Raw genomic sequence first — 22,654 nt, forward strand, 5'->3', positions numbered from 1 at the left:
TGAACGTTACTTGGGGTGAATCATAACTAGGAAGGAACACGAACGTGTCTAAAGAAAAATTTGAACGTACGAAACCGCACGTAAACGTTGGTACTATCGGCCACGTTGACCACGGTAAAACAACTCTAACAGCAGCTATCTGTACTACTCTGTCTAAACACTACGGTGGTGCAGCTCGTGACTTCGCATCTATCGATAACGCTCCAGAAGAGCGTGAGCGTGGTATCACAATCTCTACTTCACACGTAGAGTACGATACACCAGCTCGTCACTACGCACACGTAGACTGCCCAGGACACGCTGACTATGTTAAAAACATGATCACTGGTGCTGCGCAAATGGACGGTGGTATCCTAGTTGTTGCTGCAACAGATGGTCCAATGCCACAAACTCGTGAGCACATCCTACTAGGCCGTCAGGTTGGTATCCCTTACATCATCGTATTCATGAACAAATGTGACATGGTTGACGATGAAGAGCTACTAGAACTAGTAGAAATGGAAGTTCGTGAACTTCTATCTGAGTACGATTTCCCAGGTGATGACCTACCAGTTATCCAAGGTTCAGCACTAGGCGCGCTAAACGGCGAAGCACAGTGGGAAGAGAAGATTCTAGAGCTTGCTAAAGCACTAGACGAGTACATTCCAGAGCCAGAGCGTGCAGTAGATATGCCGTTCCTAATGCCAATCGAAGACGTATTCTCAATCCAAGGTCGTGGTACAGTAGTAACTGGCCGTATCGAGCGCGGTATCCTACGTGTAGGTGATGAAGTAGCAATCGTTGGTATCCACGACACTACAACAACTACATGTACTGGTGTAGAAATGTTCCGTAAGCTTCTAGACGAAGGTCGTGCGGGTGAGAACGTTGGTGCACTACTACGTGGTACTAAGCGTGATGACGTTGAACGTGGCCAAGTACTAGCTAAGCCTGGTTCAATCACTCCACACACTAAGTTCGAATCAGAAGTATACGTACTTTCTAAAGATGAAGGCGGCCGTCATACTCCGTTCTTCAAAGGCTACCGTCCACAGTTCTACTTCCGTACAACTGACGTAACTGGTGATATCTCTCTACCAGAAGGCGTAGAAATGGTAATGCCAGGCGACAACATCCAAATGACTGTAGAGCTAATCGCTCCAATCGCAATGGATGAAGGTCTACGTTTCGCGATCCGCGAAGGTGGCCGTACAGTTGGTGCTGGTGTTGTAGCTAAAATCTTCGCTTAATAGCGAAATTTTACTGCGAACCTCGCATTAGAAAAGGGAAGCTTCGGCTTCCCTTTTTGCTTTTTAGCTTAGAATTAGATGAACATTTAACTAGCGATTGAAGTTTAGTTATAAAGGTTTTTTCTATTGTAGTGCATTATGCCCGTTATAAATCATATAAAAACAGCACCTTAAATATCCTTTCTTTTTGTGTTATTCCGCTAACTATTTTCTCTTTCAAATTGTTCTCTTCTTTTATAACTAATCGATCTGAATAACATGTAAAACTTACTGGTAATAAGAACGATTCTTTTTTATATTTCGAACAAAGGTCGTTTTTAAGGTTGCAGTATGTACGTTTGTTTGTGTCATGGTATTTCTGATAAGAAAATTAAGAGCCTCGCTATCGAGCAAGGAATTACGGATATCCGTGGTATCAGACAATGCACGCCATTGGGCTCTCAATGTGGTAAATGCGTACGTCAGGCAAAGGAAATTTTAAGTGAAGTTGAGGTCGTGCAACTGAAACAAGCAAGTTAATTGAGACGCTTTGTTGACTGAAAAGTCAGATATAGCACTACATCTTTTTTGACACTCTCTTATTTGGTTCTAAAGTTAAAAGAGCCAAAGAGGAGGGCTTTGTCATGAAAGGCGATCCAATAATAATCCAACATCTCAACAAAATTCTTGGTAATGAGCTCGTTGCTATCAACCAGTACTTTCTTCATGCACGCATGTACAAAGATTGGGGGTTAAAGCATTTAGCGGATAAGGAATACCATGAATCCATTGATGAAATGAAACATGCTGATCACCTAATCGAACGGATTTTGTTTTTGGAAGGTTTACCAAATCTACAAGATCTCGGTAAGTTGATGATAGGTGAAGATACAAAAGAAATGCTCGAATGCGATCTCAAACTAGAGATGGCAGCGATACCTGATTTGAAAGACGCAATCGCGTATGCTGAAGATATTCGAGATTACGTGTCCCGAGACATTTTCCAAGACATTCTGGAGGATGAAGAAGAACACGTAGATTGGCTTGAAACACAGCTTGGCTTAATTGAAAAAACAGGTATCGAAAACTATCTTCAAGCTCAATTTGTCGACGAAGATTAACCTTTCTAAAGCTGGTGATCATTTAAGTTCACCAGCTCTTATTTCCCCCAATAATTTCCCTTGCTAACACTGCTGACATTCTGTACTATTCGTGCTCCTTTATTCTCGGTCAATTATCATTAGTTCCTTGCTTCCTGTGGATGACCGGGCCAACTTTGGAAGCTAATAATCCGTAAGGAGCAATAAATGCGTCATTACGAAATCGTATTCATGGTGCACCCAGATCAAAGCGAGCAAGTTGCTGGCATGATCGAGCGTTACACTGGTTCTATCACTGAAACTGGCGGTAAAATCCACCGTCTAGAAGATTGGGGTCGTCGTCAAATGGCTTACCCAATCAACAAGCTACACAAAGCTCACTACGTTCTAATGAACGTTGAAGCTGACCAAGCTGTGATTGACGAACTAGAAACTGCTTTCCGTTTCAACGATGCAGTTCTACGTAACATGATTATGCGTACTAAATCAGCAATCACTGAACCATCAATCATGCTAAAAGCGAAAGAAGAGCGTGCTCCTCGTCGCGAACAGTTTGAAGACCGTTCAGAAGATTCTGCTGAGTAATAGTATTTATGACCAATCGAATGGAGTTAAGTGGCTCAGTCGCTAAACCTCCGATTCGAAGCCAAAGTCCATCGGGTGTTGAACACTGTCATTTTTGGCTAGAGCATCGCTCTACGGTGGTTGAAGCTGACTTCCCACGACAAGTTTATTGTCGAATTCCAGTGGTAGTGAGTGGGCAGCGGTCAAAAATCTTAACTCAAGACTTAGTACAAGGCAGTAGTATTCAGGTAAGTGGCTTTGTTGCTTATCAAACCGGCCGAAATGGTTTGGGAAAGTTAGTACTACACGCCGACAACATTATTCAAATTTAGATCAGGAGATAGCCCATGGCTCGTTTCTTCCGTCGTCGTAAATTCTGCCGTTTTACTGCAGAAGGCGTACAAGAGATTGACTACAAAGATGTAGCAACTCTTAAAAACTACATTACTGAAGCTGGCAAAATCGTACCAAGCCGTATCACTGGTACTAGCGCTAAATACCAGCGTCAGCTAGCTCGTGCAATCAAACGCGCTCGCTACCTAGCTATTCTGCCATACACTGACAAACATCAGTGATCGGCACCGTTTATTAGAAAGAGGATTAAGCAATGCAAGTTATTCTACTTGATAAAATCGGTAACCTAGGTGCTCTTGGCGATACTGTAAACGTTAAATCTGGTTACGCTCGTAACTTCCTTATCCCTCAAGGTAAGGCTGTTATGGCAACTAAAGCTAACGTTGAAATGTTTGAAGGACGTCGTGCTGAGCTAGAAGCTAAAGTTGCTGAGCAACTAGCTGCAGCTCAAGCTCGCGCTGACCAAGTTAACGCACTAGAAGCAGTTGTTATTGCTTCTAAAGCTGGTGACGAAGGCAAACTATTCGGTTCTATCGGTACTCGCGATATCGCTGACGCTATCACAGCGGCTGGCGTTGCAGTAGCTAAGAGCGAAGTTCGTCTACCTGAAGGTGCTCTACGTAACACTGGTGAGTACGAAATCAGCGTTCAACTTCACTCTGAAGTTTTTGCTGAAGTTAAACTACAAGTTGTTGCTGAGTAATTCAGTTTACGCAAGTTTGAAAACACCAGCCTCGGCTGGTGTTTTTTTATGTCTGAAAGATGGCAAATTTCGGAAATGATTAGTTAGAAAACCAATATTTAAAAAATGAACAGCAAGTTGATGGAAAAAATACTGTCCGCTTTGCTTAACCCTTCTGGCACTTTGTCGTGATATTGACGAGACTGACTGAGCTTTAAAGCGATATCTTCAGTGATATTGTTGGTAATACTAATATCACTATCCCACATGGTGTTGCTTCTACCAGTGATATGAGTGACGTCGATACCGAACTTCAGATTATCAAGTACCTGCCAATTACCACGAACATTGGTTCGAAATATCGGTTCCTGAACTACATCAGGAAATACAATGTCATCATCGTCGATCTCATCTAAGTTTGGTTCTTGATAGCGATAACCAGGGCCGAATTCCACTTCGAGCAAGAGTGTTTTACTGTTTGCTACCTGATAACCCAATCCTCCTGATACCGTGAAATCTTTGAAATAGGCGGTGTACTGTGAATCCATACCTTTAAAGCTACCGTAAAGATAAGTATCCGCACCTAACTTATAGTCACTTTGTACCGAATAGGTTGATTGACGCTTAGTCTCTTTGCCATTTTTTTCTAGGCGATAGAATTTCCAGTCACCCGTAGTTCGGTAGCGCCCTGATGTATATTCTGATTTTAATCGTGAATTCAGAGCTTCAGATGTGGTATTGCCAGAGTGAGCTTGATAGCCAAACTCAACTTGGGTATCCCATGGGGAGGGCACTTCGATGTCCTTATCTTTATTCGTCTCTTCCTTGGCATAAGCTGCATTCATCGCTAGCAAGCTAATACTGAGAAGCCACAGTTTGGACACAAAGTACCTCGGTGAATCATTAATGGTCGCAAATAATAAATGCGCTTGATGGATCATTAGTCAGATTACGGTTAATTCTGCATGAATAACCGAGCAATGTAGAGGATGGGAAGGACGTTTAGGAAAAATCCTCTACCAGTAGATGAAAATTGACACAAAATCTGGAGGGAGGGGGTGATTTTTGTTGAGTTCGTTTATTACTTATTTTGTATGAGCTCGATGTTTTACCAAGCGTTTATCCCCGCTCTCGCATATTGAAGGGACTTGGGTATAATAAACGGCAATTTAGGGTATAGCTCTAAGGCAATTTACCTCGTAAGACCCAATTTACCTTATAAGCCCCGATGGGGTCCCAGAATTATTGAGTAAGATAATGGCAGAACCCCGAACAGAAAATCGATATCGTAAAACTTCAGATGCTCAAGTTGATGCTATCAAAGTACCACCTCATTCGTTAGAAGCTGAACAGTCAGTGATTGGCGGTTTGCTTTTAGATAATGAGCGTTGGGATACCGTTTCTGAACGAGTGGTGACATCGGATTTTTATAGTCGTCCTCATCGTCATATTTTTGATGCCGTAAAATCGATTCTTGAAGCAAGCAAACCGCTCGATTTAATTACTTTGTCTGAGTATTTGGAGCAGCGCGAACAGCTAGAGGATGTTGGTGGTTTTGCATACCTAGCTGACTTAGCGAAAAATACGCCAAGTGCGGCAAACATCAATGCCTATGCGGAAATCGTAGCTGAACGTGCTCTGGTTCGTAACTTAATTGGTGTTGCTAATGAAATTGCAGATGCAGGCTATGATCCACAAGGTCGCAGTTCAGAAGACCTATTGGATTTAGCCGAGAGTAAAGTCTTCGCGATTGCAGAAGCTCGTACCAATGAGAATGAAGGTCCTCAAAATGTAGATAACATTCTTGAGAAAACTCTAGAGCGAATCGAGCTACTGTATAAGAGTCCGCAAGATGGTGTAACTGGCGTGAACACTGGTTTTACCGACCTCAATAAGAAAACAGCGGGTTTGCAAGGTTCAGACTTAGTTATCGTCGCTGCTCGTCCATCGATGGGTAAAACGACTTTTGCGATGAACCTATGTGAAAATGCGGCGATGGAACAGGACAAGCCTGTTCTGATTTTCTCTTTAGAGATGCCTGCCGAACAGATCATGATGCGTATGCTCGCGTCTTTGTCTCGTGTTGACCAAACTAAGATTCGTACTGGTCAATTGGATGATGAGGATTGGGCTCGTATTTCTTCTACCATGGGTATTCTTATGGAGAAGAAAAATATGTACATCGATGACAGCTCTGGTTTGACGCCGACGGAAGTTCGCTCTCGTGCAAGACGTATTGCCCGTGAACGAGGTGGTCTGTCGCTTATCATGGTCGACTACCTGCAGTTAATGCGTGTGCCGTCTCTGTCAGATAACCGTACTCTGGAAATCGCCGAAATTTCTCGTTCACTGAAAGCATTGGCAAAAGAACTCAATGTCCCTGTGGTCGCACTGTCTCAGCTTAACCGCTCACTTGAGCAACGAGCTGACAAACGACCTGTTAACTCGGATTTGCGTGAATCAGGCTCTATCGAGCAGGATGCCGACTTAATTATGTTTATCTATCGTGATGAGGTATATCACCCAGACAGTGCTTTGAAGGGGACCGCTGAAATCATTATCGGTAAGCAGCGTAACGGTCCAATCGGCTCTGTTCGTTTGACGTTCCAAGGTCAGTACTCTCGTTTTGATAACTATGCAGGACCTGCGTTCGATTTCGACAACGAGTAATTATTTCGAGCTCTGGTGAGTTATTCTTTCACCTCATCCGAATACTTTCATTAAGAAACAGCAGGCTAATCAACCTGCTGTTTTTGTTTATTCGCCCTGAATAGTTGCAATCAATCTTCTTTTCCCTCCGTGATCACGGTGTTCACCAAGATAGATTCCTTGCCAAGTACCTAATGCCAGTCGTCCATTTGAAATAGGGATAGTAACACTTGAACCAAGTAGTGAAGCTTTAATGTGCGCTGGCATATCATCATCCCCTTCATATGTGTGTATGTAGTAGGGGGCTCTTTCAGGTACGAAGTGATTGAAGTGCTGCTCCATGTCAGAACGTACAGTAGGATCAGCATTTTCATTGATGGTTAAACTCGCAGAAGTATGTTGAATAAACAGGTGCACAATCCCGACAGATATCTTTTTGAGTTCTGGTAACTGGCGTTCAACCTCGTCGGTAATTAAATGAAAACCTCTTGGGTATGAAGGCAAGTGAATATGAGTTTGTGTCCACATTTCAGAGTTCCAGAATCTAATTGGCAAACAGATAGTTTAGCGTTAAGGTGAGCCCCTTACGATAACAATTATGGTCTAGCTGCAGTCCTTTACTGACTTAACTCAAAGCGAGTTATGACAGGTTAAGTCATAATTGCGTACTGAAAATTAATTACATTTTTTGCTACTCTTGTTGGTAGCATTTTTACTTTTATTTTTTATTAATCGGGGATCCAACAATCCGCTTGTGCTTCAAGCATGAAGAACGGCTAAGATTGTTTGAACAATACCTACTGTCATATCGGGATAGATACCATGTTGAAAAACATCAATCCAACGCAAACTCAAGCTTGGAAAGCTCTGACTGCGCATTTTGAGTCAGTGCAGGGAATGAACCTTAAGTCGTTGTTCGCAGAAGATAGCGAGCGTTTCGCTAAGTACTCAGCGACATTTGGTAGCGACATTCTTGTCGACTATTCAAAGAACCTTGTAAACGAAGAAACGATGAAGCACTTGTTTGCATTGGCTGAAGAAACGGATGTGAAAGGTGCGATTCAAGCGATGTTCAGTGGTGAAGCTATTAACCAAACTGAAGGTCGTGCAGTACTCCATACTGCATTACGTAACCGCAGCAACAAGCCCGTATTGGCTTACGGTCAAGACGTGATGCCAGAAGTGAATGCTGTACTTGAAAAGATGAAAGCATTTTCTGAGCGCGTCATTGGCGGCGAATGGAAAGGATACACTGGTAAAGCCATTACTGATGTGGTGAACATTGGTATCGGTGGTTCAGACCTTGGTCCATACATGGTGACTGAAGCTTTGACGCCATACAAAAACCATCTGACTATGCACTTTGTTTCTAACGTTGATGGTACTCACATCGCTGAAACATTGAAGAAAGTTAACCCTGAAACAACATTATTCCTAGTGGCGTCAAAGACGTTTACAACTCAAGAAACCATGACTAACGCACACTCAGCGCGTGATTGGTTCTTAAAAGCGGCTGGCGATGAAGCTCACGTAGCTAAGCACTTTGCTGCTCTTTCTACTAACGCTGGTGCGGTATCTGAGTTTGGTATTGATACTGACAACATGTTCGGTTTCTGGGACTGGGTGGGTGGTCGCTATTCTTTATGGTCGGCTATTGGTCTGTCTATCATTCTTTCAATCGGCTATGAGAATTTCGTAGAGCTTTTAACGGGTGCTCACGAGATGGATAATCACTTCGTAGAAACTTCATTTGAAAGCAACATCCCAGTGATCTTGGCGTTGATTGGTATTTGGTACAACAACTTCCACGGTGCAGAATCAGAAGCGATTCTTCCTTACGATCAATACATGCACCGCTTTGCTGCCTACTTCCAACAAGGCAACATGGAATCAAACGGTAAGTACACTGATCGTGATGGTAACGCAGTAAGTTACCAAACAGGTCCAATTATTTGGGGTGAACCTGGTACTAACGGTCAACACGCTTTCTACCAGTTGATTCACCAAGGTACGAAAATGATCCCATGTGATTTCATTGCTCCAGCAGTGACTCACAACCCAACTAGCGATCATCACCAAAAACTGATGTCTAACTTCTTTGCTCAAACGGAAGCATTGGCATTTGGTAAGTCTGCTGAAACGGTAAAAGCTGAGCTTGAAAAAGCGGGTATGCATGCAGAAGAAGTAGCGAAGTTAGTTCCTTTCAAAGTATTTGAAGGTAACCGTCCAACTAACTCTATTTTGGTTAAGCAAATTACGCCTCGCTCTCTAGGTAACTTGATTGCTATGTACGAACATAAGATTTTCGTTCAAGGCATCATTTGGAACATCTTCACATTTGACCAGTGGGGTGTTGAGTTAGGTAAACAACTAGCAAACCAAATTCTTCCAGAGTTGGCAGATGCGTCTGAAGTGACTTCTCACGACAGCTCAACCAATGGTCTGATTAACGCATTCAAAGCGTTACGTGGCTAATATTGACTAGAGCTTATGGAATAAAACATAGGCTCTAGAATGCAAAAAGGCTGATGCAAATGCATCAGCCTTTTTAGTGTTCAAAGAACGGAAGTTAAGAGTCAGTTACTCGAAACAGATCTCAATAAAGGCATTACCCCATTGAGATGAGAAAGGCATGATAATGATCGAGCCTTCACATTTATGACGAATAGTGTGACCTTTGCCTGAAACAACTACAGGTGTAGCCATATCAAAATCAAAACCACTTTCAGCCAGAATACGCTTCGCACCGCCAGTTACCATGTTGGTAATTTCGCCGACCATATCCGTGACTTCTTCGTTCAAACCGTTTGGTCTTTCACCTAGCATGTTCTGCATAATTTCCAGAGCTAGGTTTTCATCAAAGGTAATAGACATAGAGCCGCGAGTTTGACTACCGACCATACCAATTAGCCCTGAGACATCTCCACGGGCAATCTCATCTTTCTTTAGACGAGGCTTTTGAGGCTTCAATTCTAAAGAAGCCATCGTTTTTAACACGTTCATTAAAGACGCTAGAAACGGGTTTACAAATTCAGCGCGCATAACCTTCTTCTATCTGAATCAAAAAATTATTTCGAGGAACAGGTTTTACACACACCGTGTGATTCGATCACTTGGTTGCTAATGGTAAAACCGTGTTGCTCAGCATTCTTCGCCAGCTGGGCAATCAGATTATCATCTTGTAGTTCTACGACATTACCACACTGGTCACAAATTAATAACTGTGAAAAGTGCTTATGTGCATTACAAGAGCAACAAGAAATAAAACTGTTTGTGGATTCCACTCTATGGATAAAGCCTTGCTCCATTAAGAAGTCTAATGCTCTATAGACCGTAGGTGGCTTTGCCTGTGGTTCACTCTTTTTTAAGTCATCCAGCAACTCATAGGCGCTTGACGCTTTTGCATTTGCGCAAATAAGCTCAAATACTCGCTTACGCTGAGAAGTCAGTCGAACTCCTCGTGCTGCACAAATTTCTTCTACTTGCTTTGTTAGCTTAGTGTCCAATTCTATCACCATAATCTTTGGACTTAAGTAATGATATACCATTTCTTAATTAATAAAGCGCATTCTTAAAATAATGAGCGTTAAGAACATGGTATATCGATAAAAAACGGATTAGCGCTAACTTACCTCATATCTCGGTAAAACGATACTCTATAACATCTGTTCGGAGAGCTTGTTGACATAATTTGCTCTTTTAAGGCTCTTTTTCCAGTTCGTCATCAGCTTTTTTATGAAAATTTGAGCTCTGTGTGTATAATCGCCGCCTTTGAGATGTAAAGCGAAGGAACCGTTTTGCACACTAAATACAGTCATTAATGTAAGCGTATAAGTTCTTTCTATTTTTGGCTGGGCTAGGATTCTACTAGCGAAGTATTCCAACACGGTATCTGAACACGATATAAATCATGACTATTGCTAAAGACACATCAACATTCAAAGTTAATCGCCTATCAGTCGCGCCAATGCTCGATTGGATAGACTTTGATGCTGTATAAGAGTTTGTGTGTTTTAAGGCGTACCATAGGTGTACTTAGAATAAGAAAAGGCTAGCAATTTGATGCTAGCCTTTTTAGTTCTTGGGGTGGTTTATACGTCAGTAACTAAAACCTAAATCTCCCACGTTAAGATCTAAGTCAGTTCCTTTATCACTCTTAGCTTTGTCCACCGTCACTGGCTTATCTGATTTCACAGTTAATGAAATCTCTGATTTGCTGTTGAGTGTTTGACTGGTTAACGGTTTGTACTGACCGTAAGAACTTGGCGCTGAGAAGCTTTCCGTTTGGTAGTCCGAGTATGTTTTTCTGCGCTCGGTTTGGTTGTGTGTTTCATTGGTGGTGATACCCAGTTCGGCATTCTTGTCTTTTATGCCATCAAGTTTGTTGGCTAAGCTATCGACTTCGTTACCAGCTTCACTTAGTCCGGTTTTCCAGCCATCAGGAATTAAAGCATCCGGTAGTTTGTTTATTAGCTTCTTAATTCCATCCCATAGCCAACCAATCGCTTTGCCAATACCTTGGATGATTACGTCTAATCCAATGAATTTATCGACTAGGTAGGTGATTGCGATAATCGCTGCACCAATAGCGGCGACCATCATGCCGATAGGGTTTGCCATGATCACCGCGTTAATACCAATCAACGCGACTTTTAAAATTGCCAGTGCTGCGATAATCCCCTTGAAGTTCTGCGAAACAAACACAAGCCCTTTGCCTAGGAATTCTAACCCTTGATAAAGCCCGTTGACTGTTTGAATCACTTTATCCATAAATTCAGTACGCCACTGGGCATTTTTGAACTTGTTGGTGAAATCGGTAAACAGCTTGGTGGCCTTTTCCATAATGGGAGCAAGGGCAGCAAACTTGATGGAGCGAATACTTTCAGAGATTCTCTGCACAGCATCGTTATAGGCTTCCGCTTTGGCGGCATCTTCTGCAGTCGCGCCACCGCCTAAATCATTGAGTTCTTTTCGTGCTGCTGTTAAGCCTTGAGTACCTTCACGGAGCATGATAAGCATTTCGCGGCCACTGTCACCAAAGGCGGCGTCGGCAAACGCCATTTGCTCTTGGGCGGTTTTCAGTTTCGAGAATGATTCAAGCAGCATTTCATAAGCTTGTTGGTTGTTTTCCGCACCTTTTAAATCTTTAAACAGCCCGTTCTTACTCTGCTTGAGGTAGCTACCTAATGCGCCTTTGCCCGTTTGTTGTAATACACCCAAGCGGCGGGTGAAACGCGTCATCGATGCAGAAAGTGCATCGGAACTTACACCCGCATGTTCGGCTTGTGACTGCATGGCTTGTAGCTCGCTAATGGGTAGCTGAAGATTTGCCGATTTCTTGGCAAGCTTATCCATTTCGGCGGCACTGCTATTCACCTCGGCAGCCAGCCCTGCAAGGCTCAATCCACCAAGTAACGCTGTGCCTTTACCAACAGCCGCACCAGCAACACTAGGTAAGCGTATTTTGCTGTTGAGTTTTTGCAGTGGGCTCATCACCCCTTTTAAAATGCTGTACTTCTTGCTGAGCTTGGTAATTTCGGCTCCGTGTTTTTTGTAGCTTTTCTCTAACCGCTTGTTTTCACCATCAAGGTCGTGAACTTTGACGCCTGCTTTCTTCAGTTCTCCACCCAGTTTGATTAAGTGGTTCTTGTAAGTGTCTTGCTCACTGGTGAGCTTGTTGACTCTTTCTTGCTGTTTGGCGATTTTCTCTGTTAGCGCTGCCGTTGGCTTGCCTGCTGCGCTCGCTTTGGCTTGCAGTTCTTTGAGCTTTTCATTGGCAGCATTCATAGACACGGTGTTTTGGTCTATGGACTGTTTGGTTTTCTTAAATGAGCCAATCATGCCTATGGCAGAGGAATCATCAGCTTGGGCATTTTGAATTTTCTTGATGGCTTTAGCATAGTGGTCAGACTCACTCGCTATGCCTTTCAGTGGCGCGGATACCTTATCTTTCATCCCCATCACCACAGACAGGTTCATTTTCATATCAGTGTCCTTGAAGAAAAAAAGAGAGCTAATCGCTCTCTTCTTGTTGGGTTCGCTGTCGTGCAAGTTCGCGGAACAGTAATAAATCGTCGTAGCTGAGTGCGTCTATTTCGCTCGGTGGCCAATGAAAGGCAACCGCGATGTCTGCGTAATAATCTTCTACTCGTTCTATCAGAGTTCCGTGTTCACGAAAAAAGAGGCAACAGTGGTTAACAGTGGTGCCCAGTTCTCTGGGGCTAGGTTTAGTAAATCGCGCTCAGTCAGTGACGAAATTCGAGGAAGAAGCACTTCACCCGCCTCAAACTTCATTTCACACACATCAATCAAACTTAAACCGCGAAGGTTGCCAGAGTTCGGTTTGCGAATTTCAATGGTTTTAATTTCCACATCGTCTTTGATGATGGGCGTTGCCAAAGTTGCGATGCGTGTCTGTGATTGGTCTTTAATTGCTGTCGCCATAGCCCAGTTCTTCCTTCAGTTCATTGAGTTTGGTCTTACGACCGCCTTTATTGGGATCAAGCTTCATCACTGTTTCAAACAAGGTGTAGGCTTGCTCTTTTTCGCCGTTGTCGTAATGCCAATCACCCACTAAACGGAACATTTTCACTTTCAGTGGCGCGTTGGTTGCCAGCTTGCCTTGTTGCAAATCACTCACCGCTTGAATGAGATAGTCGCGATTGAACTCTTGCTTCTGCTCATGTGCTTTAAACGCGTGCTGGAACACAATGTCACAGTAAGTGGTTTGCCCGTTTGCTTTCCATGAGTGTGGCGTTCCCAAACCTTTGTCGATCGCTTCACGAAACTGGTCATGAACTTCTGGCAGTTTGCCAAGGTCGATTTGCCACTGATAGAACCACCAGATCACATCGAGGTTTTCTAGGTTGCCATGAGTGGTTAATAGCGATTCAACAACTGGCTGGTACTTCATCACCAACGCTTCTTTGTATGGGTCTTTCTCTTGAGAGCCAGCCAACGTTCTAACGTATTCCAAATCTTTTTTGAGCATGATTTGGATTTCATCCCAAGGCTTATCGGCAATGGTTGAACTTACCGCTAAACCTTTCGCTACGCTTTCTGAGACGTCCACAACTTGAGGCTTTGGCGCCGCTTGTTGTCGTTGTTGAGCCTGACGTTTTTTTAAAATAGATAACATGCCAAGCTCCTTATTGAGGGATGAGTTCAGTGCCGTTAAAGAGCACTTCAAGTTGACCATCTTTGACATTAAGGCTTAACACATCCGCAGACCAAGCATCGGTTAAGGTGAACACTTTGCCACTGTTGGTTTCGAGTGTGATGCTTTCGTCAGTGAAGCTTTTGATCGCGTCTTCATCGGTGGTTTTAGCATGGATGATGGTGCATTTGATAAATGGCGCATCCGAGTATTCTTCGGTATGACCAAGCACACCATCATCGCCCATCACAGCTTCACGCTTGAGGTTACCAAAACCAATTTCCGCGCCTTCTTTGATAGGAAGGCGACCGAGTGAGCCTGCGTTTAGTACCGCACGGCTAGTAATTACTGTTCCCATGGCTTACTTCCTAAATTGAATTTTGCCTGCAACGATAATCAAGCCGTTCACGAACTGCGGTGAATCTTGATAGTTGATGCGTTGTTTATTGGAATCGTCCAGCTCAACGATGAGAGACTTTTTGTAGCCGTCAAAGTCCTGCACGATGCCTGCGTATTCGAGCTCTTTGTAAAGCGCCAACAGCTCAGTTTTGAACATGCTTGGTGTGACGATCACTTGTCCTGCTGCAAAGCGAGTTCCGTCTTTCGCTACTTTGTAACGTGCGTATTTACTCAGGATGCGTGAGCGCTGCTTCTGGCGAAAATACATTGCGGTCGCTGGCGTCATGATGTCTAGGTAACTGTTATCAGCGATACCTGCTGCATTTTCGGTGTAAGCCGTGACCGCACGTTCCACCAACACCTCTTTGGCAGTGTTGACGGTGTAAGTGCCCATGCCTTCGTGAAGCATTAAGTTACGCTCAGCCCAGTCGAACTCGGTTTCAGCAATCGAGTACAAGCCACTCATTTTCAGCGTTTGCAGCGGGCGACAAGGGTCATTTGCCAGTGACGGCGCAATCTGCCCCGCCCACGCACCAATCGCAGCCGCATCAGAAAGCGCCTCGTTTGCTGAGTTACCTAGTGCGTTAATTGGCATAAAGCTAATCAGTGGGCAGTTGCTTTTGTTTGCAAAGGTGATGAGCTCCGCGTTAGTCCCCTGTTTCGGTACGTAAGCGACACCGGGGATTTGTTGCAAGGCTTCATAACGCTTTTCCAAGAACTCACCCAAATCACGAATGGTGATTTCGTCATTGAGCGAGCAGATGATGTGGTGATACTGCACATCACCAAGGGCAGCTAACGCTGACATGGTATCGGCATCCTGTACGCTGATTGCGTAGATAGGCATGCTTTCATCTTGCTTACGAAAGTAAGTGATGGTTTCTACGATGTCAGACGTTGCACCAAACAGAGTCGCGGCTTTGGTTTCGTCCATGCATAACACAACGGTATTGGGCGCGGTTGGTGCGTCTGCGACCGCATTACCGATCACCAAACAAAGCTGTTGGTCTTCTGCACTGTTTGCCAGGCTGTTATCGATTTCGACATACATGCCCGGAACATAAGCACTGCTCGGAACTTCGCTAAAGCTAATCATTGGTCAGCCTCCTTAGTGGCTACGGTTTTCTTGGCTGTTTTGGTCACTTCAGTGCCGACCAACTCAACCGATTTTTCTTTAAGACGACGCAGCCAGTAAGGGTTACGCGGTTTCTCTTCGCCCTCTACCTTAAGAGGTTCACGGGTTTCTGGATCGCGTACGATTAGCCCGTTAAGTGGTTTGATTTTGATGGTTGCCATTTAACTTTCCACGTCTGTTGTAAAGTGTTCTGCTGCCATGGCCAGAAGTTCGCGCTCTAACGCTGGTGTCCAACCGATGAATGTTCGTTGTGGCATGATGTAGTTCTGTTTCACTCGACGACCGCCTTGCCAACGTCCGGTCTTGCTATCAAAAAAGCCATTTACCCGAGTCGTGAATGACAACTGGCTACCTTGGTTATGCTCTTGACCAATTCGTCCAGCCACACCAGCAAGGCCAACCTCAAAGCTTTTGTCGTCTGCTTGGGTGCGCAAAGCTTTGGATATCCCCATCAACATGTTCTTGTTGTTCACGGTGTTCTTTGCCGTGGTGCCATCTTTCAGTTCCACTCGCTTGCGTTGTGTTCTGCTCTGATACGGGTTGTTGTCGATGTCTCGTTGCGCCCGAATTTGAGAGCGAAAGAACTGGCGAGCGTAATTCGCCATGCGTCGGTTCAAATCCAATTTTTCAGTAGCGGTTAATACCAATCGCTCAACCAGTTGAGTTAATTGGTCTGGCGTTCTTAGGGTTAACTCGCTCATGGCAAGTCATCCAAATGCCCAACAAGCAAGTGCAGTTCGCCAAGTTCGTCCTCTTCGACACAAGCAGCAAACTCACTCATGCAAGCGTAACGCTCTCCATTTTGCATCCAGTTGCCTTGCTCATTAGGCTCAAGCCTGAACTCTTCTCGAAGGTCGAGTTTTATCTTGATGTCACAGCGACCTTTATCTAAAAGCTCGGTGGCAAAGCTTGGGAATGCGAGCCCTTTCTCTTGGCGGTATGGGTCGTACTTATTGAGCCAACTCACCAGATGCATCATTAGAATGTGCGGCTGAACTTTAACGTCCTGCATGAACACAATCGCGGTGTATTCAATTTCAAACCCATCGACTGAATCACCCTGACAACTGAACACTGCACCATCTTCTGCCCACGCACTGAAGTTCTTCGCATCAGTGATATGTTGTTTAAACAGGTCGGTTAAACTTTGCAGTGCTTTCATCACACCACCTCAAAGCAGTAGGTTTCTTTGCCATGAATGAGCATGTCGACCGCTTGGCGGTACTGCACTTCGCAGTGGTATTTCTTACTGTTCAGTACCTCTTGCCTGTCTGCCGCTTCGGCTGTTGAATCTGTACTGAGCTTGATGCCAATCAGTTCACTGGCGGTTAATGCAAATACCGCTTGGGTGTAAAGCGTGGTACCCGATTCTTCGTCACCAAACTTAGCGACCGACAGGGCGCTTAAATCATCGTATTGCGCAATGGTGTCGACCAGTTCGCGATGTACTTTGATGCGCGATACTTTCGCTTGGTGCAGAATGCCTGCCTCTGTTTCATTGCTGAGGAAATTAAACAGAGACTGAAACTCTGATATTTTGAGTTCTGGGAAGTTATCCGTTGCTGCCAGTACGGATTGGTACACGTCATTTTTATTGCCAACAAAATCCATACATCACCTTTAGGGGATGCAGGCAGCATTTCATGACTGGCAACCTAAGCCGAGGCTTGATAACCAACTTGAAAAGAGCCTGCATTGGGGGGGATTAGTTAAGTAGGTTTGTTAAACCCACGCGCCTTTAATCCAGAGCTTCACGTTCTTGAACTCGATGGCAGCCACTTTGCCCAGCTCTTCGATCACGTAAGCCATGTTCATTGATTCAAAGTTTTCGATTTGGTCTTTCTCATCGTTCTTCTTACCGACAGAGCGACGAACCGAATCTTCTTGAATGTAAATCGACAGGTTGTCGTAACTGGTCACCATGATGCCCGTTGGAGGGAACCCCGGCACTTTCACAGCAGGCAAACCGCCGTAGGTACCAATGACTTGCAGCTCTTCAATTTTGCTCTTTTCGCTTGGCGTGTTGCCGTGCGCTTCATAGAACTTGGCTTTGTCGTAAGCCAGTAAGTCGCCACCGATGATCGCAATGAGGTTTGAATCGTTCTCACAAGCGGGGTGCAGTAGGTTTTTCGTTTCCAACACCGCCATGTCGAGATTGATAAAATCGCCACCTTCACCGATTTTGATAACGCCTGATTCCGCGACCCCTTCCGTAATTAAGCGGTCGCTGTTGTGTGTACGCATCGCTTGGTACCAGCCGATATTGACGTCTTCACCATTAGGGTTTGCTTGTGCATCGGTTGTCGCTTGCGCGCTTTCGCCATACCAACCAATGGTGATTTTGTTGGCATCAATTTGTTCACGATGGCTTTTGCTCAGCAGCGTGTTGAAGTTGCTCATATGAGCCCAAGCATCGAGCTTGGCGTAACGTACTGCTGTATCAAAGTTTGTTTGCTCACACATGTAAGGCATGGAACCAAGGCTTGAGTAGTCTTTCGGTGTGCGCTTACCGCTGCCTGTTGTATCGGTGCGGCTAGCAATCATGCCTGTAGCACCAAGACCGATGGATTCGCCTTTCTGATTCTTCACCGAAATCACGTTGATGCGTTTTAAGAACCAGTTGCTCTCACGAATTTGGGCAATGATTTTTTGCGTGCCGTTGGGAGTGACGTTGAACTTCTGAGTGGCGTCATCCACATCGTTTTGTTCACCCACTCGTTTCACGTACGCATTGAGTTTAACTTGAGTATTCTTTTGCATAATTGGACCTAATTAACTTCGTTGAAAGTGAGTGAGCGTTTATAAATACTGCTCGTCTTCGCCGCCTTCACCAGCTAGCTTGCGTGCTTGATCATCAGTAATGCTGCTGAGTTTGCTCGACATCTCTTCAAACTGAGACGAGAGCTTTTCCACTTTCTCTTCTAGCGGATTGGCTTCTGGCTTTGATTCTTCTTGAGGTTCTGGATTGCCTTGCACGCTGAGCTTCTCGATCAATGTGCCAAGTTGCTCATTTAGCTTTTGATTCTGCTCAACGCTTTGCTTTAGCAGCTCTTCGGTTTCTTTACTCATTTCTTCCGATTCCTCTTTTGTAGAAAGCTGCTCTTTGTCTCCGTCAGGAGCACTGCTGAGCAGGTTAAGTAATTTTTTAAGTAGCGATTGCTCTGTAGAATTGGAGTCTTTCTGAGATTGCTTCTCGCTGTAGTTGATGGTCTGTCCGGTTGACACCAACTGCGCTTTTTCTTCGCCACGTAGTGCTGATAGATGTACTTGCGTGGTACCCAATGATGCCGGGTTATCAGTAAAGGCAAGTCCTGTTAAATAGGCTTTGCCTGTATTGGCAAAGTCTTCACGGTATTCACAAGAGGTATGAAGCAATTGACCGCTTTCAATGTTTCTCAACAAATAAGAGTTCGGCTTAATCTCTGCCCATAATTCGTCATCACGCTTTTCCACCGATAGAACCGAACCACCTTTCCAACTCCATTCAGAGTGATTGTCATTGATTCGTGCGGTGTACTTTTTAGGGTCATAGGTTTCCGCAATGTCATCGATGACTTTCTGTGGGATGTCTCGCCCATCAATAGTCGGTCCTGCTTTCAAAATGCAGATTGGCTCAGACTTAAACATGGAATTGGTCTCCTAAATTCGATGATTCCAATCTAACCAATGACCTTAACTTTTTGTATTCATGGCGATTCTAGATACCTGATTTAGAAACCTTGCTAGCTGAGTAATGGCGGGCGCTGTTGCACTATGCAAACATGAAAACGAATCTCTCTCCCGACCTAGACGCGCCGCTTTACAGTGCCAAACAAACTCAGGCACTGGGCTTATACCTGCGCCAGCAAACACCTGCCGAAATTGCCAAGGCTTTGGATGTGGCTGGGCGCACCATTCAGCTGTGGATCAACAAATTTAACTGGAAGGAAATGCGCGACGATGCGCCCGTAGAGCTGATGGTTCGCCAGCGTATTGCGTATTTGCTGTGGCTTGACCAAAAGCATGAAACCCAGTTGAAAGAGTTGGAGTTTCTGCTTGAGCAAAAACGTAAGCGTGACGAAGCAGAAGAAAAGCGCTATCGCCCATCAGGACGCAGTGACGGTGAGCAAAAGCGTGGTCGCAAGCCTAACAAGGTGAAGAACGATGTTTCACACATCACCAAAGAGGTGCTGGACGAGTTTCGTGAGAAAACCTTCTTCGAATACCAGAAAGAGATCCACGCGCATAAGTGCAACAGTGAACTTAACGAGTTCCGCTTCTACCTGAAATCTCGTCAGATTGGGTTAACGTATTACTTTGCTTATGAAGCGTTTGAAGATGCGGTGCTCAATGGCGACAACCAGGTATTTTTATCGGCATCTCGCAAGCAGTCTGAAATCTTCAAGAACTACATTCGCCGCTTTGCGTTGGAGATTGGGGATGTTGAGCTCAAAGGCAAAGACGAGCTTCAATTGTCTAATGGTGCAACTTTCTATTTTCTATCGACCAACGCACGAACCTCGCAAGGCTTTAATGGTCACGTCTACTTTGATGAAGTGTTCTGGATACCTAAGTTCGGCGAGCTGGATGACTACGCAGGCGGTATGTCAATTCATGACAAATACCGCACCACTTACTTATCAACACCCTCAACTGTTGCCCATGAAGCGTATCCAAAATGGCAGGGCAAAAAAGAGCTTGGTATCGATGTCAGCCACGGTGCACTAAAAGACGGTTCACTGGGTGTGGATGGCATATTCCGTCAAATCATCACCATTGATGATGCGATTGCCAAAGGCGCGACCTTCTTCAACATGGACAAGCTGCGCCGCAAGTATCCCGACAAAACCGTGTTTGACAACTTGCTGCGTTGCGTGTTCCTCGATGACTCCGCATCGATATTCTCACTGAAATCTTTGCTCGCGTGTAAGACCGATTCTTCTTTATGGAAAGATGTCGATCACGACAAAGCGCGCCCCGTTGGCAATGCCGAAGTATTGGTGGGTTATGACCCAAGAGGCGGTGGTCAGGGTGAAGGCTCTGACGATGCAGGCTTAGTGGTTGCCCTGAAACCCAAACGCAAAGGTGGCGTGTTCCGACTGATTGAACGCATACGCCTAAAAGGTTCGAGCTATGAGCAGCAGGCGCAAGCGATTAAAGGCATCACCGAAAAGTACAACGTGGTCCATTTGGCGATTGATGTCGGTGGAGTGGGTTCGGCGGTAGCAGAGTTGGTGCGCAAGTTCTTCCCTGCACTCATTGAGCTGGATTACTCACCCGAAGTGAAACGGATGATGGTTTATAAGGCGCGCGAGATTATCAACGATGGGCGCCTGCAGTTCGATGGTGAGTGGGACGATTTGGTTCACTCGTTCTTAATGATTCGCCAGCAAACCACCAAGGCGAGCAACCAAGTTACCTTTTATTCTAACCGCAGCAAAGTTGGCTCACACGCTGACCTTGCTTGGGCTTCGATGCATGTGATGCATTGGGAGCCAATTGATATTCATTGCGAAGACGACACCACCGTTTCGTTCTTCTAGGAGAGGCAAAGTGATTGATATTGAATTTTCAAAACCTGTAAGCGTAATGAATAGCGATATTCTCAGCTACCTTGAAGTGGCATTGATTGATGGTTTGTACGAGCCACCGATTCAGCTCGATACGCTCGCCAAAGCGTTACGTGTGAACCCGATGCATTCGAGCGCGATTGAGTTCAAGCGTAACACGCTCACTTATGCGATGACAGTGAATGGTGTTTTGTCTCGTCGTGACCTAAAACGTTTTATTCAAGACTACCTGACCTTTGGTAATGGTTACTTTCAGGTGGTGCGCAATCTGCTTGGTCAGGTTACCAGCATCAAACACATTCCTGCACTGTATATGCGCAGGCGCGAAGACTTAGGTTATACCTATAAACCTCGCGCTTATGATGACCAAGGGCGTATTGATTATCGCAAAGGTCAAATCTTTCATCTTGCGGAATACGATGTGGCACAAGAGCTGTATGGACTGCCGCAGCATGTGAGTGGCTTAACCTCAATTTGGCTTAATGACGATGCAACGCTGTTCCGTCGTCAGTATTATCGCAACGGCTCTCACGCGGGATACTTGCTATATATGAACGAACCGAGCATGACCAAGGATGTCGAAAACGACATTCGCAACAAGCTTCAAGCCAAAGAAGGCATGGCATTTAAAAACCTGTTCGTGAACGCCAAGGGTAAAGACACCAAAGCGCCAGAGCTGAAACCGATTGGACAGGTGGAAGCCAAAGACTCGTTTAAAGATGTGAAAAACCAAACGACCAACGATGTGCTTTCCCTTCACCGCGTTCCGTTGGAACTGATGAGCGTAAAACGTGAAGGCATTGCTACTAGCAGCGACCTAAACAAAGTCGACCGTATTTTCTTTAAGAACGAGTTGTTGCCGCTGATTGATTCGCTCAGTGAATTGAATGAGTTTGTTGGGATGGAAGTGATTAAAGCTAATGGGTATGAGAGTTTGGAGCCTGTTGCTTCCTAATCGTGTAGATAAAACGATGCCGCCTCTGATGGGCGGCTTTTTTATGCGGCGTTTTTGAGTAGCGAATGAAACCTGTCAAACTCTTTACTAATGCCTCTCTCGATTCGGTCTCCAAGTTCCTTCACATCATCTTTGGTGGCGTAGGTTTCGGCTACGTGGGTTTTGTATTCACCCAACTCTTTGGATAACCTAAACAGATAACCAATCAATAGGCTAAGAACTAAAGTCACGAAGGTACCAAAGGCAAGTAGAGCACTTACCCAGCTTGCATCTAAGATGACTTCCATTCTTCGACCTCTTTCAGTTTTTTGCCTTTCAGCGACATGATGATGTCGTCCATTGTGTCTTGGGTAACATCATTGGTGGAGAGACTTTTGATTTTCTCTAAGCCCCAAATCACCAAGCGAGTGGCAAAACGTTCTAAAATCACCTTCCACGCAATTTGAAAGAAGATTCCTTTGAGCACATCCCACAGGGTTTTGCCGAGGATGTTAGTTAAAAAACTCATGTTGAACTCCTTAGTTAATTTCAGTGCCGAGACGCATCATTTCACTGAGCGTGTTTGCGCGTTTACCGACCTGACGCGCCCAGCGACTGTTCAGCATTTCATTGGCGGCAACTTGCCAGTGTTCACGCTCAATCGCGGCAATCATTTTTTTGAACATGCCAAAACGTGGTAAGCCCATGTTGAACACCATGTCGACGATGACTGCTTGGCGCGGTTCATTAAGGGACTCAAAAAATGGCAGTGACTCTGCTTCTTTGATTGCGGTACCAATATCGTGTTGAAGCATGGTTTCTGCTTCTTCTAACGTGATGCCGTTATCTTGCAGGTTTCGACCGTAGCCAATGGTGATTTTCTGACTGCTGCAGCGATAGGGTTTTAAGCGTAACCCTTCGTGC

The 22,654-nt window shown here is 44.9% G+C and carries 30 protein-coding genes; 11 read left to right on the forward strand and 19 right to left on the reverse strand.

Features of this window, described 5'->3' with window-relative positions; all coding sequences use genetic code 11:
- Window positions 1–44 precede the first annotated feature (44 nt).
- From tuf to rplI, 7 genes are all read left to right on the forward strand, one after another.
- A complete protein-coding gene (tuf, locus tag ACOSVQ_RS17915; RefSeq protein WP_491983798.1) occupies window positions 45–1,229 on the forward strand; it encodes an elongation factor Tu in 1,185 nt (394 codons plus the stop codon).
- A gap of 330 nt (window positions 1,230–1,559) precedes the next feature.
- On the forward strand, window positions 1,560–1,748 hold the full coding sequence (locus tag ACOSVQ_RS17920) for a (2Fe-2S)-binding protein (protein ID WP_165312424.1): 189 nt from the start codon (window positions 1,560–1,562) through the stop codon (window positions 1,746–1,748).
- A 104-nt stretch (window positions 1,749–1,852) separates the two neighbouring features.
- Window positions 1,853–2,329, forward strand: coding sequence for a bacterioferritin (gene bfr / locus ACOSVQ_RS17925; RefSeq protein ID WP_165312423.1), 477 nt, complete (start codon window positions 1,853–1,855; stop codon window positions 2,327–2,329).
- 186 nt (window positions 2,330–2,515) lie between these two features.
- Window positions 2,516–2,893, forward strand: coding sequence for a 30S ribosomal protein S6 (gene rpsF / locus ACOSVQ_RS17930; protein WP_165312422.1), 378 nt, complete (start codon window positions 2,516–2,518; stop codon window positions 2,891–2,893).
- Between the two features lie 8 nt (window positions 2,894–2,901).
- On the forward strand, window positions 2,902–3,204 hold the full coding sequence (gene priB, locus ACOSVQ_RS17935) for a primosomal replication protein N (RefSeq protein ID WP_102943069.1): 303 nt from the start codon (window positions 2,902–2,904) through the stop codon (window positions 3,202–3,204).
- Between the two features lie 15 nt (window positions 3,205–3,219).
- Window positions 3,220–3,447 carry a 30S ribosomal protein S18 gene (rpsR, locus tag ACOSVQ_RS17940; RefSeq protein ID WP_042490278.1) on the forward strand — a complete coding sequence of 76 codons (228 nt, stop codon included), beginning with the start codon at window positions 3,220–3,222 and terminating at the stop codon, window positions 3,445–3,447.
- Window positions 3,448–3,479: 32 nt separating this feature from the next.
- The gene (rplI, locus tag ACOSVQ_RS17945; protein ID WP_491983799.1) at window positions 3,480–3,929 is read left to right on the forward strand and encodes a 50S ribosomal protein L9; all 450 of its coding nucleotides are present in this window, start codon (window positions 3,480–3,482) and stop codon (window positions 3,927–3,929) included.
- A gap of 98 nt (window positions 3,930–4,027) precedes the next feature.
- On the opposite strand, the gene ACOSVQ_RS17950 is transcribed toward rplI, so the two are convergent.
- Complete coding sequence (locus tag ACOSVQ_RS17950; protein WP_491983800.1) at window positions 4,028–4,792, reverse strand: DUF481 domain-containing protein; 765 nt, start codon at window positions 4,790–4,792, stop codon at window positions 4,028–4,030.
- A gap of 373 nt (window positions 4,793–5,165) precedes the next feature.
- Between ACOSVQ_RS17950 and ACOSVQ_RS17955 the strand changes: the two genes are divergently transcribed.
- Window positions 5,166–6,578 (forward strand): replicative DNA helicase, encoded by a 1,413-nt coding sequence (locus tag ACOSVQ_RS17955; protein ID WP_491983801.1) that lies wholly within the window; start codon window positions 5,166–5,168, stop codon window positions 6,576–6,578.
- A gap of 87 nt (window positions 6,579–6,665) precedes the next feature.
- On the opposite strand, the gene ACOSVQ_RS17960 is transcribed toward ACOSVQ_RS17955, so the two are convergent.
- Window positions 6,666–7,085: a secondary thiamine-phosphate synthase enzyme YjbQ gene (locus tag ACOSVQ_RS17960; RefSeq protein ID WP_491983802.1), complete on the reverse strand. Its 420-nt coding sequence runs from the start codon at window positions 7,083–7,085 to the stop codon at window positions 6,666–6,668.
- A gap of 294 nt (window positions 7,086–7,379) precedes the next feature.
- Between ACOSVQ_RS17960 and pgi the strand changes: the two genes are divergently transcribed.
- Window positions 7,380–9,032 (forward strand): glucose-6-phosphate isomerase, encoded by a 1,653-nt coding sequence (pgi, locus tag ACOSVQ_RS17965; RefSeq protein WP_491983803.1) that lies wholly within the window; start codon window positions 7,380–7,382, stop codon window positions 9,030–9,032.
- Window positions 9,033–9,137: 105 nt separating this feature from the next.
- Here the strand turns inward: pgi and ACOSVQ_RS17970 are convergent, their stop codons facing one another.
- The 14 genes from ACOSVQ_RS17970 to ACOSVQ_RS18035 form a co-directional block, all read right to left on the reverse strand.
- Window positions 9,138–9,599, reverse strand: a complete 462-nt coding sequence (locus ACOSVQ_RS17970; protein ID WP_042490288.1) for a chemotaxis protein CheX — start codon at window positions 9,597–9,599, stop codon at window positions 9,138–9,140.
- Between the two features lie 26 nt (window positions 9,600–9,625).
- Window positions 9,626–10,075: a zinc uptake transcriptional repressor Zur gene (gene zur / locus ACOSVQ_RS17975; RefSeq protein WP_491983804.1), complete on the reverse strand. Its 450-nt coding sequence runs from the start codon at window positions 10,073–10,075 to the stop codon at window positions 9,626–9,628.
- A gap of 580 nt (window positions 10,076–10,655) precedes the next feature.
- A complete protein-coding gene (locus tag ACOSVQ_RS17980) occupies window positions 10,656–12,542 on the reverse strand; it encodes a hypothetical protein (protein WP_491983805.1) in 1,887 nt (628 codons plus the stop codon).
- A gap of 28 nt (window positions 12,543–12,570) precedes the next feature.
- Entirely contained in the window at window positions 12,571–12,768 is a 198-nt protein-coding gene (locus ACOSVQ_RS17985) for a GpE family phage tail protein (RefSeq protein WP_491983823.1), read from the reverse strand.
- A complete protein-coding gene (locus ACOSVQ_RS17990; RefSeq protein ID WP_491983806.1) occupies window positions 12,714–13,001 on the reverse strand; it encodes a phage tail assembly protein in 288 nt (95 codons plus the stop codon). The genes ACOSVQ_RS17985 and ACOSVQ_RS17990 overlap by 55 nt, the downstream gene beginning before the upstream one ends.
- Entirely contained in the window at window positions 12,985–13,695 is a 711-nt protein-coding gene (gene gpM, locus ACOSVQ_RS17995) for a phage terminase small subunit (RefSeq protein ID WP_491983807.1), read from the reverse strand. Before gpM ends, ACOSVQ_RS17990 begins: the two co-directional genes overlap by 17 nt.
- A 10-nt stretch (window positions 13,696–13,705) precedes the next feature.
- On the reverse strand, window positions 13,706–14,071 hold the full coding sequence (locus ACOSVQ_RS18000) for a phage tail tube protein (protein WP_491983808.1): 366 nt from the start codon (window positions 14,069–14,071) through the stop codon (window positions 13,706–13,708).
- A 3-nt stretch (window positions 14,072–14,074) separates the two neighbouring features.
- Window positions 14,075–15,208 carry a phage tail sheath subtilisin-like domain-containing protein gene (locus ACOSVQ_RS18005; RefSeq protein WP_491983809.1) on the reverse strand — a complete coding sequence of 378 codons (1,134 nt, stop codon included), beginning with the start codon at window positions 15,206–15,208 and terminating at the stop codon, window positions 14,075–14,077.
- Window positions 15,205–15,408 carry a DUF2635 domain-containing protein gene (locus tag ACOSVQ_RS18010; protein ID WP_491983810.1) on the reverse strand — a complete coding sequence of 68 codons (204 nt, stop codon included), beginning with the start codon at window positions 15,406–15,408 and terminating at the stop codon, window positions 15,205–15,207. The genes ACOSVQ_RS18005 and ACOSVQ_RS18010 overlap by 4 nt, the downstream gene beginning before the upstream one ends.
- A complete protein-coding gene (locus tag ACOSVQ_RS18015; RefSeq protein ID WP_491983811.1) occupies window positions 15,409–15,948 on the reverse strand; it encodes a phage virion morphogenesis family protein in 540 nt (179 codons plus the stop codon).
- Window positions 15,945–16,409, reverse strand: a complete 465-nt coding sequence (locus tag ACOSVQ_RS18020) for a phage tail protein (protein ID WP_491983812.1) — start codon at window positions 16,407–16,409, stop codon at window positions 15,945–15,947. The genes ACOSVQ_RS18015 and ACOSVQ_RS18020 overlap by 4 nt, the downstream gene beginning before the upstream one ends.
- The gene (locus ACOSVQ_RS18025) at window positions 16,409–16,858 is read right to left on the reverse strand and encodes a head completion/stabilization protein (RefSeq protein ID WP_491983813.1); all 450 of its coding nucleotides are present in this window, start codon (window positions 16,856–16,858) and stop codon (window positions 16,409–16,411) included. Before ACOSVQ_RS18025 ends, ACOSVQ_RS18020 begins: the two co-directional genes overlap by 1 nt.
- 111 nt (window positions 16,859–16,969) lie before the next feature.
- On the reverse strand, window positions 16,970–18,007 hold the full coding sequence (locus ACOSVQ_RS18030; RefSeq protein WP_491983814.1) for a phage major capsid protein, P2 family: 1,038 nt from the start codon (window positions 18,005–18,007) through the stop codon (window positions 16,970–16,972).
- A gap of 39 nt (window positions 18,008–18,046) precedes the next feature.
- Complete coding sequence (locus ACOSVQ_RS18035) at window positions 18,047–18,874, reverse strand: GPO family capsid scaffolding protein (protein ID WP_491983815.1); 828 nt, start codon at window positions 18,872–18,874, stop codon at window positions 18,047–18,049.
- Window positions 18,875–19,008: 134 nt separating this feature from the next.
- Here ACOSVQ_RS18035 and ACOSVQ_RS18040 point away from each other — a divergent pair, with 134 nt between their 5' ends.
- On the forward strand, window positions 19,009–20,769 hold the full coding sequence (locus tag ACOSVQ_RS18040) for a terminase large subunit domain-containing protein (protein WP_491983816.1): 1,761 nt from the start codon (window positions 19,009–19,011) through the stop codon (window positions 20,767–20,769).
- 10 nt (window positions 20,770–20,779) lie between these two features.
- The gene (locus ACOSVQ_RS18045; RefSeq protein ID WP_491983817.1) at window positions 20,780–21,751 is read left to right on the forward strand and encodes a phage portal protein; all 972 of its coding nucleotides are present in this window, start codon (window positions 20,780–20,782) and stop codon (window positions 21,749–21,751) included.
- A gap of 41 nt (window positions 21,752–21,792) precedes the next feature.
- Here ACOSVQ_RS18045 and ACOSVQ_RS18050 read toward each other — a convergent pair whose 3' ends face one another.
- From ACOSVQ_RS18050 to ACOSVQ_RS18060, 3 genes are all read right to left on the reverse strand, one after another.
- On the reverse strand, window positions 21,793–22,038 hold the full coding sequence (locus tag ACOSVQ_RS18050) for a hypothetical protein (protein WP_491983818.1): 246 nt from the start codon (window positions 22,036–22,038) through the stop codon (window positions 21,793–21,795).
- Window positions 22,023–22,259 (reverse strand): hypothetical protein, encoded by a 237-nt coding sequence (locus ACOSVQ_RS18055; protein WP_491983819.1) that lies wholly within the window; start codon window positions 22,257–22,259, stop codon window positions 22,023–22,025. The genes ACOSVQ_RS18050 and ACOSVQ_RS18055 overlap by 16 nt, the downstream gene beginning before the upstream one ends.
- A gap of 10 nt (window positions 22,260–22,269) precedes the next feature.
- Window positions 22,270–22,654: glycoside hydrolase family protein (locus ACOSVQ_RS18060; RefSeq protein ID WP_491983820.1), on the reverse strand; the 385-nt coding region annotated here is incomplete at its 5' end.

The organism is Vibrio sp. HM8-C (assembly GCF_058630515.1).